Below are 13,544 nucleotides of genomic sequence, written 5' to 3'. Positions count from 1 at the left end.
CTTATCCTGATGAAAAAAATATACCCGATGAAGTTGACTTTTCCAATTGGCCTGCTACTCAATGGAATGAATATAATGGATATCCTATAACTTCATCAGTTCTTAAGTCTATAAGAATAAAAAGTGTTACTTATCAAACCAGATTACAGCAAACTTCTTATACAGGAATTGGTGAAACGGTAATACGAAGAGATAGTACCATTGTAAAAATCAACACAAAAACAGGAGGGAATCATTCAGTAAGTGATCGAACAGAGTTCGAAAATGGTGGTAAAACTAATCAAAATTGTGTGAAGCAAGTAGTAGCCTACCATACTCCAATGGATATCATCTGGGAAGGGGATCTCGAAGAAGAAAAAGAGATCGACGTAACCCCAGATTCCACCCTAACGGTTGGAGAAACCAAACAGATGGTAGCCAAAGTTAAAACGAAAAACTACGGAGCTACTCAATTTAGTGAAGGCATCGACGTAAGTCGTCGCGAGGCTGAGACCACCTGGTGGTCATCCGATCCGAGTATTGTGAGTATTGAACCCAAAACCGGAATGGTGAAGGCTGAAAAGCCGGGTACTGCTTTTGTACGTGCAATCTGGAACAACGGTACATATCTTATCTCGGATACGGCTGACATTACGGTAACGTCCGAACCAGGACTCATTGTGAACCTGCCAAACGCTTGTAAAGCAGACACAGCAACACCGCTGCAAGCTAAAGCTATCCTGACTAAGTCAGATCTTTCTGTTCATGACCTTACCGCTCATCCCAAATTGACCTGGCAAAGCTCCAATCCAGCAGTAGCGACCATAGGTGCAGATGGGAAAATGACGATCAAAGGGATCGTCGGCAGCACCACCATCACTGCGCGATTTTTGGACAATGCCCAGCAGTTGGATGAGCAAGGAACTCAGGTTTTAGATGTAAAGGATTGCACAGGCAACGGGGGAGATGGGGGGACTGATCCAGGTAACGGCGGTGTTGTGGGTTGCCCCGTGACCATTAGTCCACCTAATAAAGGAGCGTTAATCGAATCGGCTATCATGGACCCATCCGTTTCGGGCGTGCTGAAAGCTGATGATCGGGGATCTGAGAAGTTTGATGTCACCCGTGGCATCCCGACTTCTGAAGATCTCTATGCAAATGTCATGGCTAGAGGATACTTGTTCCAGCATCGTTGGGTAAACATGACGGGAACAGTGACTTATACGGTCAACGTTAAAAAGAAGTATCACAAAACATGGACGATTCCGGGCAGAGCCTCGACAGGACCGAATGATCCAGGCACACCTCCACAACCTAAGGAGCTAGACGTTCCTGTGGAAAAACCAATGCAGGTCATCCGGCAATATAGTTATTGGCAGATTGATAATTTGGAAGTCTATCAGCTAAATCAAGCTACGATATCCAATTATGCACTTGGTGGCTACGGTGGTACAGTAACGCTGATTCCAAACGGATATACACCGCCGACCTTACAATCGGCTAATGATGATGCTGTTACCGCACATGTGAAACCAGTACCTTGCAAGGAAATCGACCTTGGCACTGAAACAAAGTCAGGCGGTGACAGCGAGCCGCCTACACCTGATGAGACGTCGTTATTCCAATCCAAAGCCGAGGCTGAGGTCAAAGAGAACACTGTAAATAATGACAAGGTGGTGTTTAATGGTGCCACTGTGATGGATCCTGCTCCGATGGATAAGACTGCTCCGCGACCTGAAACAATCCCTCAGCCTGATATGATCGGCGACAACGTGCTGTACCAGAATCGTTTAACTATTCAGAATACACTGGTCAACAAGGCGGACCAATCGACAACGGGCGAGATCGCATATGGCTTGATTCCTGGAAATATTAAAGGCGGTCAGGATCAGAAGTTTTCTATTCAAGGGATCAATTCTGTCACGGTGCACACGCCTGTCGTTAACTACGCCTCAGTGTCTGATGATCAGCCGCATAACCAGAAAACAGTGCCTGATCCGACCAGTTCGGCACTTATTTTGGAACGACCGTTTATCGTACGCATCCCGACCTCAGGGCAGCATCTGGACGTAACCAGTTACCCGGGTTATGGCAATAGGGACTATGCCAAGTATTTTCGCATCAAGCAGGTTCGTTTCCCCTTCGATGTCTATAACGCCGATAGAAGTCAGTTCATTCCAGCCAAGACATGGGTGGATATTCCGGTCAACCAATTGGATACCGTTTTCTATCTTCCAGTATGGGTGGATGAAGGACATTACCGAATTGAATTTCGCAATATTGCGGAAAATGCTCCTTCAACATTCACCGAACAGCAAGATGCCAACACGAATCTGACCCATCATGTTGCGGCAGATACGGTTCCGGTGGAGGTTATTGGGCGATTGTATGATTTTCACGTTACGGATATCGCTGATTATAATTGGGAAAATGTGTTCCGCAAGCAGCTCGGAAGTTCAGAGCCGCTAGGGGTGAGTTACTGGACAGGACTTAATAGTATTGATGGTGATCCGCGAGGGAATCTGGCACCATTCGTGTTACCTGTTCGCCCAGGTAGTCACCCTGTGCAGGGTTTTAGTAATATTGCGGTGAAGACGGGTTACCATATCAAGTTCGACCTGAAAACAAAAGGAAATATGTTTGGCAAACAGGATGGTGTTCGAATTACTCCAACATTCTACTTTGTGAGCAAAGACGGTTCTTCCAGACAAGAAGTTGATCTATACTACCACCGCGGTCAAGAGCGACTTATTCGGATAGGATCGGCGCAGGATTTGGAGAAAAGGTTTGTTGTCCTGAACTCGAGGTTGCGTAACGTACCCGGTACGGAATTGGGGGACACGGCGCGTTATCAGTATACGTATGAACTGACTGCCGATGAACGCAATCAGAGTTCGCTCGCTGATTATATGGTTAAGCTTGTAGATCAAATCTCTCACCAGAAAACGTGGGTAGGCCGCTATGATTGGATGATTTTGCCCGCTTCCATTCGTACACTGATTGGACCCAAGACAGACATTCCCTCGGGTGTTAGTGTAGACCGTGCGAATGCGGCAATCCAACGTTGGTACGGAGAATACAGCCTGCCTGCAGATGTATACACCGTGCCAAAGGGAACCAATCTTGAATTGCTCGCCAGACAAAATCAACTGGATGAAAAGGCTTCTGTATTTATGAAGGACGGGTATATCGTGGTCAACTTCAATATCGAGACACTTCGAGATGGGAATACAGAAGCTCCACACCTGCAATACATTTATGCTCCACTGATGAATCAGTGGCAGATGGAAGGTTTCAACAATCGCCCAGTAGACAGTCAAGGCCGAACTTGGCCCTTGAAGGATGGTGATGTGGTCTTTTACCATGCAGATCAGTCCAGCCGGAGCGATTTTCAGTCTCAGGTGCCACATTAAAAACAAAAGGACTGTCAGCCTAAATAAACCAATTCAAAAAGAAGCCGCCCGGATGCTTTTACGCATTCAGGTGGCTTTTGGTTTATAACATTGAATGACAAGAAACACCCATTTTTTTGTTGAATACCAAGCCAAATGGTTAATATTTATCTTGACGGTTTGTTTTTGAACATTATGGACCACAATTCTAAATAAGGAGGCTACAAATCGGGCGAAATCTGAAAATGTGTAGAAACCATCGCAGGATAAGCGATTACCAACAAAACGCCATACAATCAGAGCACATTTGTGGGTCGGAAATGTTCCAATTATTCGATTCATCTAATTTATGCATCAATTGAACTAAAAATAGGAAATGCTCCTGAGCGTAAAAGTTTATAGAATAGATATTAGAACACGGACTTCACTTGAAAAAGTTGAGGAAAGTGTAACCCTCGAACGGATCAGGACAGTATTCGACATCTGTGCGACGGTATATACAATCATCAGTTTACTATGATTTTGAAAACGCAGACAAACCTTGACGGGAGCGTCGGAACAACGTTACTACCACCAACAGCACGATTATTGGACTTCATGAAAAATTTAGCTTAAAATGTTGAACGAACGCAAATTACGGCTTAGTCAATGATTTCCGTCAAAAACTTATGACTAAATCAAGACGGAGGGAACGTCGATGACGATCGAGGAAGGCAACAAGAAACCCTGGGAAAGTTACTATGGCCCGAATATGGGATACGTACAGGAACAATATGAATTATACTCCCAAGACCCGGGTGCAGTTACACCGGCATATCGGGAATTATTTGAACAATGGGGTGCACCGCCGATGTCTGGCAGGGATGCACATACAGCCTCGTTTTCTGGCAATGCCCAAAAGGCTTCCGGAAGCGTGGATATTCAACTATTACAGAAAGCGGTTACAGCAGGGAAACTGGTAATGAATATTCGTACCTATGGTCACCTTGCGGCCGATATTGATCCCCTTGGAATCAGTGAAGATTCAGATACTTCTTTGCTAGAACCGAAGCATTTTGAATTGAATGAAGAAGATTTGAAAGCTCTGCCAGCTTCCCTGATCTGGGAAGGTGCAGATGGACAGACGGTAACAGGATTGGATGCCATCCAGCGCCTGCGGCAAATATATACTGGTCCTATCGCTTATGAATTCAGCCATGTGCATGAAGTTCATGAGCGGGAGTGGCTGAACCGCCGTGCAGAATCTCGTACTTCGCCGGCACCGCTTAATCCAGAGGAGCGTAAAGCTTTGCTGGAACGTTTGGTTGAAGTGGAGCAATTTGAAGATTTCCTCCACAAAACATTTGTTGGGCAAAAACGTTTTTCCATTGAAGGTAACGATGTGTTAGTCCCTATGCTGGATGAAGCAGTCCGAATTATGGCACACGCTGGTTCAAGCCATATTCTGATGGGGATGGCTCACCGTGGTCGATTGAACGTACTGGCTCATGTACTGGGCAAGCCGTATAGCAAAATTTTCTCTGAATTCCATCATTCTCCGAACAAGGATTTGGTTCCTTCCGAAGGGTCAACAGGAATCAATTACGGTTGGACGGGGGATGTCAAATATCATCTGGGCGCAAACCGTTATGTAAAAGACGGGGAAACAGTACAAGCGCGTCTTACGCTTGCCAATAACCCGAGTCACCTGGAATATGTAAACCCGGTTGTACAGGGTTTTGCACGTGCAGCACAGGATGACCGCCGTGATCCGGGATATCCGAAGCAGGATGTAACCAAAGCGGCAACGATTCTGATGCATGGTGATGCGGCTTTCCCTGGGGAAGGTATTGTAGCAGAAACGCTCAATTTCAAAGCATTGCCTGGTTACCAAAATGGCGGAACAATTCATATTATCGTGAACAACCGTCTTGGATTCACAACAGACAGCAGCGATTCACGCTCAACGTATTATGCGAGTGACCTTGCCAAAGGATATGAAATTCCGATTGTGCATGTCAATGCAGACAATCCGGATGCGTGTATTGCAGCTATTCGTATGGCAGCAGAATACCGTAACCTGTTCAAAAAGGACTTCCTGATTGACCTGATCGGTTACCGTCGTTATGGTCATAACGAAACAGATGATCCGGAAACAACACAGCCGACGGTGTATGACAAAGTAAAAGCTCATCCAACGGTTAGCCATTTGTACCAGGATCATCTGAAAGAGGAATCGGTTATCGACGATGCTTCCATTAACAGCATTCGTGAAGCTGTAACGAATCGTTTAAAAGAAGCGTACGAGCAGATGAAGAACAATGAAGTACATGAATATTATCAACGTCAAATTAGCGAGCCAGAAGCCGTTTCGATTATTCCAACTGCGGTACCATTGGAAAATCTGCGGACAATTAACGCAGACTTGCTGAAATGGCCAGAGAATTTTAATGTGTATCCGAAGTTGCAGCGTATTTTACAGCGCAGAAGCACATCTCTGAACGAAGGCGAGAAAGTAGACTGGAGTCTTGCAGAGACGCTTGCGTTTGCTACCATTCTTGCGGATGGCAAACCAATCCGGATTAGTGGACAGGATGCAGAGCGTGCAACGTTTGCTCATCGGAACTTGGTGTTGCATGACTCCGAGAATGGTGCGAAATTCTGCCCACTGCATCATCTGCCACAGGCAAGAGCATCTTTTGCCATCTACAACAGTCCGTTGTCTGAGGAGTCCGTTGTTGGTTTTGAATACGGATATAACGTCTATTCACCAGATACGCTTGTAATTTGGGAAGCACAATTCGGAGATTTTGCCAACTGTGCACAGGTTATTTTTGACCAGTTCGTATCTGCCGGCCGTGCCAAATGGTCACAAAAATCCAGTCTGGTCATGCTGCTTCCGCATGCGAACGAAGGTCAGGGACCTGAGCATACAAGTGCTCGTCTGGAACGTTTCCTGCAGCTTTGTGCAGAAGACAATATGACCGTTGCGAATTTGACAAGTGCATCGCAATATTTCCATCTGCTGCGTCGTCAGGCTTCGTTGACTGAAACGGAAGATGCTCGACCGCTGGTTATGATGTCGCCGAAAAGTCTGATTCGTAATCCGCGTGTCGCTTCACCTGCAACAGAGTTCAGCGAAGGCAAGTTCGAGCCTGTGCTGGAGCAAGCAGGATTGGGCACGAAACCGGATCGCGTAGAGCGTATCATTTTGTGCAGTGGTAAAATCGCCATCGATCTGGAAGATGCTTTTGAGAAGGATAAAGCAGATTGGTCTTGGCTTCACATTATTCGTGTCGAACAGCTGTATCCGTTCCCGGCGGAAGAAATCAAGCGTGTACTTGCACGTTTCAGCAAGCTGAAAGAGCTGGTGTGGGTACAGGAAGAAAACAAAAACATGGGTGCCTGGACATACATGGAGCCTCGTCTTCGTGAAATTGCGCCAGAAGGAACAACCGTTAAATACGAAGGTCGTCCGGAACATGCCAGTCCTTCCAGCGGTTATCAACTTGTGCATGGCATGGAACAGCAACAGATTATTACATCCGCATTGAAGCAAACGACGAAGAATAATATTCCACTGGGGAGGTAACAGCTGTGAGTGAAATTAAAGTACCTGCAATGGGTGAGTCGATAACGGAAGGAACTGTATCCAGATGGCTGGTCAAAGAAGGCGAAACCGTTAATCAGGGTGATGTTCTTCTGGAACTGGAAACGGATAAAGTAAATATTGAGATCAGTGCTGAAGAGAGCGGTGTTCTTGAGAAAATTGTTCGCCAGGAAGGCGAGACTGTAGAAATTGGTGAAACGATTGGAACACTTTCAGCTGGAACTGGAGGAGGAAGCGGCGCGTCCGCTTCCCAACCAGCAGCAACGGAGCAGAAACAATCAGCTCCTGCACCGGAAGCTCCAACTCCGCCACCAACACCAGTTGCTGCAGCACCGGAATCTTCGGATAGCAGCTCGAAGACAGCTTCACCGTCTGCTCGCAAACTTGCACGTGAGCGTGGTATTGAGCTGGATCAGGTACAGAGCAAGGATCCGATTGGCCGTGTTTATCAGGATGATGTGAAAACTCACAACACCCAGGCTGCGGCTCCTTCAGCGCCTCCTGCTAAAGCTCCCGCTGCAGCACCTAGTGCTCCGGCAGCAGGTGGTACCACGTATACCAAACCAGTAGAGCGTCAACGTATGTCCCGCCGTCGTGCTACCATTGCGAAACGCCTGGTAGAAGCACAGCAGACTGCAGCGATGTTGACTACGTTTAACGAAGTGGATATGACGGCAATCATGGATGTACGTAAACGCCGTAAGGACAAGTTCAAAGAGAAACATGAAATCAATCTCGGATTCATGTCCTTCTTTACCAAAGCAGTTGTAGGTGCACTGAAAAAGTTCCCAACCATCAACGCGGAAATTGATGGTGAAGATGTTGTACTCAAAAAGTACTATGATATCGGCATTGCGGTATCTGCCAAAGAAGGTCTTGTTGTACCGGTTGTACGTGATGCAGATCGTCTTGGCTTCGCTGAGATCGAGAAAAGCATTGCTGATCTGGCATCCAAAGCTCGTTCCAACACGCTGGCTTTGTCTGATCTGCAAGGAGGAACCTTTACCATTACCAATGGGGGAACGTTTGGCTCCCTGTTGTCCACACCAATTTTGAATACACCTCAAGTGGGTATTCTGGGTATGCACAAAATCCAGCTTCGTCCAGTAGCGATTGATGCAGAGCGGATGGAGAACCGTCCGATGATGTATATCGCTCTGTCGTACGATCACCGTATCATTGATGGTAGCGAAGCCGTTCGTTTCCTCGTGACGGTGAAAGAATTGCTTGAAGATCCAGAGTCTTTGCTGATCGAAGGGTAATCCATAACGTTTAATATTAAATTGCCATCTTATAAATAAAAAAGAAAACCCCTGAACGAGCACAGTGTAGGCTGTGCACCCGTTCAGGGGTTTCCTTCATTGTATAAGTAATTTATGCCGCATTATATGGAATCGGCTGTTTCTGCATGTGCTGTGGAATGATGGGCACTGTAGTCGGGCGTATGCCTCTCCAGCCACTCCACGACATGTCCTGCAACCTCAGTCCGATTTGTCTCATGCAGCATTTCATGGCGTCCCCCTGGATAGAGGCGGTATTCAATATCCTCAAGCTGAAGCTCCCGATATTGGGCGACCAGGTTAAGCACCCCTTTGCCATGAAGCCCCACCGGATCTTGTTCACCTGAGAACAGATATACAGATTTATCCTTGGGAATACGTTTCATGTTGCGTGGCAAATGAATGTCCAACAGCAGTTTGAAAAAGTCGCGGAAAAAACCTGCGGAGCAGACGGCACCACATAAAGGGTCATCAATAAATCGCTTGACCTCTTCGGAGTCCCGAGACAGCCAGTCAAACGGCGTTGTTGCCGGACGGAAAGAACGGTTGAATCCGCCAAATACGAGCGCATTGAGCAGCATACTTGGATGACCCGTCCCCTGAATGCCACACTGCAAGAAAGCCAGCTTCTCTCCGATCCGAAGAAGACCGCGCTTGCCATTGGTGCCGGACAAAATAAATGCATGGTAACGCTCGTGGCCAGCATACATTAGATGCTGTACCAAAAACGACCCCATGCTATGCCCCATGAGAAAGAGGGGCACATCAGGGTTCTCTTTGGCGGCAACTTCGCCCAGATTCATCATGTCACTCGCCATCCAGCGGAAAGCATCGACGCCGGCATTGCCCAACAAATCCGAGTTTTCGACCGTTTTACCATGACCACGATGGTCATTCGCGTAGACCGCATACCCGTGCGTGGTGAGATGTTGAGCAAATTCAGTATATCGGGCAGCGGTCTCGCTCATACCATGTGCAATCTGGACCACACCTTTGATGTTGCACTCCGGATCGGGAAGCCAGCGGTACACATGAATACGGGTACCTTCATTGCCAACTAGGCTAAAGGTAGATTCCTGCATCTCGTGTAAATCCTCCTTCACAGGTCACATTAAAGCCAGTTCAAATCAGGGAATTGACCCTTGATAAATAGTTGATTATTCAATTAAGGCAAATAAGAACGAAGAACAGTAGTATTACCATCCAGCGTATAGGAGCCCAAGTTGGCAGGCAGTAAGTAACATTGTCCAGCTTTTAGTTCAATCTTATCCGATTCCGCGTTATCCCACTCCAGCGTTCCGCTACCTTCACAGACCACAAGAATAGTGAAGCTTTCAGCAGTTGTAGAGAGCTCCCAACGTCCTGTAACAATCCCTTTTTCCACTACAAAATAAGGGCATTCCGCAAGCTTCAGCCACTCACCCGGAGTTGCGTTGTTGGTTTTCATCGTCGTGGCGCCAGCGCCCTCATAAGCCGTTACATTCAATGAATCCTCAACATGCAGCTCACGTGGTTTGCCATCCAGGCCCGGACGATTATAATCGTAAATCCGGTATGTTGTATCCGAGTTTTGCTGGATCTCAGCAACAACGACACCTGCACATAAAGCGTGTACCGTTCCCGCAGGAATAAAGAACGTATCTCCAGCCTCTACAGGTACTTGACGAAGAGTATCCATGACCGTACCATTTTCAAGCGCTTCCTTCAGTACTTCACGATCGACGCCTTCATTTAAACCGTAGATGATATGTGCTCCTGGTTTGGCATCCAGCACATACCACATTTCCGTTTTGCCAAGCTCGCCGGGAGGGAGCGCTTCGTAGTCATCTGTTGGGTGAACTTGTACGGACAGATCATCGTTACAGTCAAGCAGTTTGATCAGAAGCGGGAATCGTCCTCCCTTTTCCGAAACTCCTTTAGTTCCAAGCCATGCTGTGCCCAGCTGTTCACGAACTTCGTCCAGGCCTTTTCCGGCAAGTGCTCCATTTAATACCTTGGTTGTACCATTGGGATGATCCGCAATCATCCAGCCTTCTCCTATATGTCCTTCAGGTGGCGTCAGGCCGAATTGCTCCAGCGCGCGTCCTCCCCATACACGTTCTTTAAACTCTGGTTGAAATTGCAGTGGGTATGGCGTAGGCATTCCTAATCTCTCCTCTAGTATATGAAATGGTGGATCGCTTTAAACAATCATGACCGCGTAATTGGCATGAATGTAACAGTGAATACGGTTGCACATCTTTATGTAGAACACAAATCGCATAAATTGAACCCAAAGAGTGCTTTGTTGCGATTGTGTCTAGTTTATTGCATTTGTGGAACAAAGGAAATTATTTTTTCTCGATGCCAATCAGAAAAGGGGAGGTATCACGCTGCAATTGGCGATAAATCACCACTTGTACCTGCTCTACAGGTAGAGCAGAGGACCACTCCAATACCGCATCCGCTTCCTGTGATCCTCCATCATGACCTGGATACAGCACAACGGTAATAATGCCGCGCGGCTTGAGCAATGCCAGTGCAGCCTGGAGAGCAGCAATAGTACTGTCTGTTTCCGTAATTATGGTGGAGTCCGCACCTTCCGAAGGCAGGTACCCCAGGTTGAACATTACAGCACCCACATTACCCTGCCATGTTTCAGGAACGGCCTCAGTCATTCGATCATGGCTTAATTGAAGCATGGAGATGGAGCCTAATTTGGCAGTGTCCTCTTGTTTCCGAATACGGGCTTGTGCCAAGGTAAGTGCCTCGCTTTGAATATCGAAACCAATGACTTGCCCGCGTTTACCAACTTTTTGTGCCAGAAACAGAGTATCCGCACCTGTTCCAACCGTTGCATCAATAGCTAAATCTCCAGGCTGTAGACGGGAAGAAATCCATTGATGGGCACAACTTAAAACCGAAAGAAAACCCATCTTAAGCACCCCTCCAGTATTTACCTTGCCAGGAATCCCGCTCACGCAGCTCACGATCAATGGAATTCAACACTTCCCATTTGTTCATGGACCACATCGGCCCAATTAGTAAATCACGCGGTGCATCCCCTGTAAGGCGGTGTACAATCATTTCGGGTGGAAGCATCTCCAGCGTATCGACGATCAGTTTAATGTACTCGTCTTGTTCGAGGAAACGAAGGAGCCCGGCTTCATACTGCTTCACCATTGGTGTTTTGCGCATCAGATGAAGTAGATGAATTTTGATTCCCTGCACATCCATGTTGGCAACAGCTCGTCCGGTATCCAGCATCATTTCATGGGTTTCCTGCGGCAGTCCGTAAATAATATGTGTGCACACCCGAATATTCCGATTGCGCAACTTCGCAACGGCTTCTTCATAGCAATGAGTATCATGTGCACGGTTAATTAGGGTTGACGTGGACTCGTGAATGGTTTGCAGACCCATCTCAACCCAGAGGTAGGTGCGTTCATTCAATTCAGCCAAATAATCAACGACGTCATCCGGTAAACAGTCAGGCCGAGTGGCGATGGACAGACCGACAACACCGGGCTGTTTCAAAATTTCTTCAAAATATTCACGCAGTTCTTCAACGGGTGCGTATGTGTTCGTATAGGCTTGGAAATAGCCAATGTAGTGAGCTGTAGGCCATTTCAGATGCTGTTTATCCCGAATGGTATTAAATTGGGTGACCAAATCATCCCGTCTGCTACCGGCGAAATCACCCGATCCACGAGCGCTGCAAAATGTACAGCCCCCTTTGGCAATAGATCCATCTCGGTTCGGGCAGGTGAAACCCGCATCCAGCATCACTTTGAAGACCTTATTGTTAAACTCGTCTCTCATTTCGTAATTCCAGGTATGGAATCGTTTATCTCCCCATAGAAGAGGAGGTTGTATTGAAGGTGCATTCATCTTCAGGGTACTCCTTTGACTTACCTAATGGCTTGCTTATTATAATACCGAATTCGACTCTTTTTGAACTTTTACCATTGTATCAAAAAACTCAAAAAAAGGGGAATCTAGTCGCAAAAATAGGCCGTATAAACGAGGTTTTATCCTTGCTATAGTTTACACATTATGTTATATTTAAACCAGCGTCAGACACCATCTAATGGGTACTATTCATCATAGCATTTGAATCAATGTTGACGTCATGGACCATACTATACCGTGAGGTGATATGAATGAATTCCCAAGTTAAAAATAATGATCTTCATCATGTTTCTGTAGAACTGACGGCAGAAGAAGCTCTGGCTTTGACAGGTGTTCGTTTCAATGGCAATCCGAAAGTGAAAGCGGCTGCAAGACAAAAAGTTCGCGATGCTTTCGAAAAGACATTTGATTTTTCACACCAAGATAAGGTAGACTATGAACTATTAAAGTAGTTGGACCCCAATTCCAAATAAATCGAAGAGGGAATCTTTGAGATTTGCCCCAAAGTGGCAGATCCGAAGATTCCTTTTTCATTGCTCTTTACAATTAGCCAGTTCTTCGGCAAAATGATTCTGAGACAAGTATGGATAAACGGAGGAATAAGATGCGTTTACGTGGCAGAAAAGGGATTCGTGAAAATTTGGAGCAACAAGTTGACCTCGTTGTTCTTGATCCCAAACAGTACAAAGGAAAATGGTCTGAATTGTTTGGCAATGACCATCCGATCTTTGTGGAATTTGGCATGGGTAAAGGTCAATTTATCAGCCAAATGAGTTATAAATATCCGGAATTTAATTTTATCGGTATTGATATGTATGATGAATTGGTACGTCGTGCCAGCGAGAAGGCTCGGAAAGCATGGAGTCAGGCAGAAGTGGAGACACCACCCAACCTGAAGCTGGCGCTTGCTAATATCGAACAGATTGAAGATGTATTTGAACCGGAAGAACTGGAACGGATTTATCTGAACTTCAGCGATCCTTGGCCAAAAGCCAAGCATGCACGCCGTCGTTTGACACATCCACGTTTCCTGAAGAAATATACGGAACTGCTTAACACCAAAGGACAGATTCATTTCAAAACAGATTCGGAGACATTGTTTGATTTCTCTCTCAATGCGATTGCCGACTTTGGCCTGCAAATGACCAATTTGTCCCTGAACCTGCACCGTGATGGATTGAATGAAGAGCATGTCATGACAGAGTATGAGCAGAAATTCATGGGTAAAGGCATGAACATTCACCGGGTTGAAGTCATCGTTGGTGAAGAAGCCTTGCGCGAGTATCAAGAGATCCGCTTGGACAAGTATAAAGTTCGGGAAGCTGCGGACGAGTCTGGCGAAGATCAAGAGTAATATTATAAAAAAGCGTGATATGCATCTGGCTACCAGACTCTCATATCACGCTTTTTTGC

Annotated in this window: 9 protein-coding genes; 5 read left to right on the top strand and 4 right to left on the bottom strand. The window is 46.4% G+C overall.

Translation table 11 applies throughout. The features are described from left to right. Positions 1–320 precede the first annotated feature (320 nt). The 3 genes from CS562_RS08195 to odhB all read left to right on the top strand — a co-directional run bounded on the left by CS562_RS08195 (position 321) and on the right by odhB (position 8,222). Positions 321–3,392 (top strand): DUF5704 domain-containing protein, encoded by a 3,072-nt coding sequence (locus tag CS562_RS08195; RefSeq protein WP_257219419.1) that lies wholly within the window; start codon positions 321–323, stop codon positions 3,390–3,392. Between the two features lie 676 nt (positions 3,393–4,068). Beyond that, positions 4,069–6,942, top strand: a complete 2,874-nt coding sequence (locus CS562_RS08190; RefSeq protein WP_099854889.1) for a 2-oxoglutarate dehydrogenase E1 component — start codon at positions 4,069–4,071, stop codon at positions 6,940–6,942. Between the two features lie 5 nt (positions 6,943–6,947). Beyond that, positions 6,948–8,222 carry a 2-oxoglutarate dehydrogenase complex dihydrolipoyllysine-residue succinyltransferase gene (gene odhB, locus CS562_RS08185; RefSeq protein ID WP_099854888.1) on the top strand — a complete coding sequence of 425 codons (1,275 nt, stop codon included), beginning with the start codon at positions 6,948–6,950 and terminating at the stop codon, positions 8,220–8,222. A gap of 122 nt (positions 8,223–8,344) precedes the next feature. On the opposite strand, the gene CS562_RS08180 is transcribed toward odhB, so the two are convergent. From CS562_RS08180 to mnmL, 4 genes are all read right to left on the bottom strand, one after another. Next, positions 8,345–9,322, bottom strand: coding sequence for an alpha/beta fold hydrolase (locus tag CS562_RS08180; protein WP_099854886.1), 978 nt, complete (start codon positions 9,320–9,322; stop codon positions 8,345–8,347). A gap of 83 nt (positions 9,323–9,405) precedes the next feature. Further along, positions 9,406–10,383 carry a type I phosphomannose isomerase catalytic subunit gene (locus tag CS562_RS08175; protein WP_099854884.1) on the bottom strand — a complete coding sequence of 326 codons (978 nt, stop codon included), beginning with the start codon at positions 10,381–10,383 and terminating at the stop codon, positions 9,406–9,408. A 187-nt stretch (positions 10,384–10,570) separates the two neighbouring features. Next, positions 10,571–11,155 carry a tRNA 5-(aminomethyl)-2-thiouridylate-methyltransferase MnmM gene (gene mnmM / locus CS562_RS08170; protein ID WP_076289945.1) on the bottom strand — a complete coding sequence of 195 codons (585 nt, stop codon included), beginning with the start codon at positions 11,153–11,155 and terminating at the stop codon, positions 10,571–10,573. 1 nt (position 11,156) lies between these two features. After that, positions 11,157–12,110, bottom strand: a complete 954-nt coding sequence (mnmL, locus tag CS562_RS08165; protein ID WP_076289944.1) for a tRNA modification radical SAM protein MnmL/YtqA — start codon at positions 12,108–12,110, stop codon at positions 11,157–11,159. A 272-nt stretch (positions 12,111–12,382) separates the two neighbouring features. Here mnmL and CS562_RS08160 point away from each other — a divergent pair, with 272 nt between their 5' ends. Further along, the gene (locus CS562_RS08160; protein ID WP_062320234.1) at positions 12,383–12,583 is read left to right on the top strand and encodes a hypothetical protein; all 201 of its coding nucleotides are present in this window, start codon (positions 12,383–12,385) and stop codon (positions 12,581–12,583) included. A 152-nt stretch (positions 12,584–12,735) separates the two neighbouring features. Next, complete coding sequence (gene trmB / locus CS562_RS08155) at positions 12,736–13,485, top strand: tRNA (guanosine(46)-N7)-methyltransferase TrmB (RefSeq protein WP_076289943.1); 750 nt, start codon at positions 12,736–12,738, stop codon at positions 13,483–13,485. The last annotated feature ends 59 nt before the right edge of the window (positions 13,486–13,544 follow it).

The organism is Paenibacillus sp. LK1 (assembly GCF_002750415.1).
GTDB lineage: Bacteria > Bacillota > Bacilli > Paenibacillales > Paenibacillaceae > Paenibacillus > Paenibacillus taichungensis.
This window is presented reverse-complemented; position numbering and strand designations above follow the sequence as displayed.

Excerpts from the sequence above, each read along its gene's own strand:
- CS562_RS08195 (WP_257219419.1), top strand. The coding sequence starts at position 321 with ATGGATATCATCTGGGAAGGGGATCTCGAAGAAGAAAAAGAGATCGAC.
- CS562_RS08190 (WP_099854889.1), top strand. The coding sequence starts at position 4,069 with ATGACGATCGAGGAAGGCAACAAGAAACCCTGGGAAAGTTACTATGGC.
- CS562_RS08180 (WP_099854886.1), bottom strand. The coding sequence starts at position 9,322 with ATGCAGGAATCTACCTTTAGCCTAGTTGGCAATGAAGGTACCCGTATT.
- CS562_RS08175 (WP_099854884.1), bottom strand. The coding sequence starts at position 10,383 with ATGCCTACGCCATACCCACTGCAATTTCAACCAGAGTTTAAAGAACGT.
- mnmM (WP_076289945.1), bottom strand. The coding sequence starts at position 11,155 with ATGGGTTTTCTTTCGGTTTTAAGTTGTGCCCATCAATGGATTTCTTCC.
- mnmL (WP_076289944.1), bottom strand. The coding sequence starts at position 12,110 with ATGAATGCACCTTCAATACAACCTCCTCTTCTATGGGGAGATAAACGA.
- CS562_RS08160 (WP_062320234.1), top strand. The coding sequence starts at position 12,383 with ATGAATTCCCAAGTTAAAAATAATGATCTTCATCATGTTTCTGTAGAA.
- trmB (WP_076289943.1), top strand. The coding sequence starts at position 12,736 with ATGCGTTTACGTGGCAGAAAAGGGATTCGTGAAAATTTGGAGCAACAA.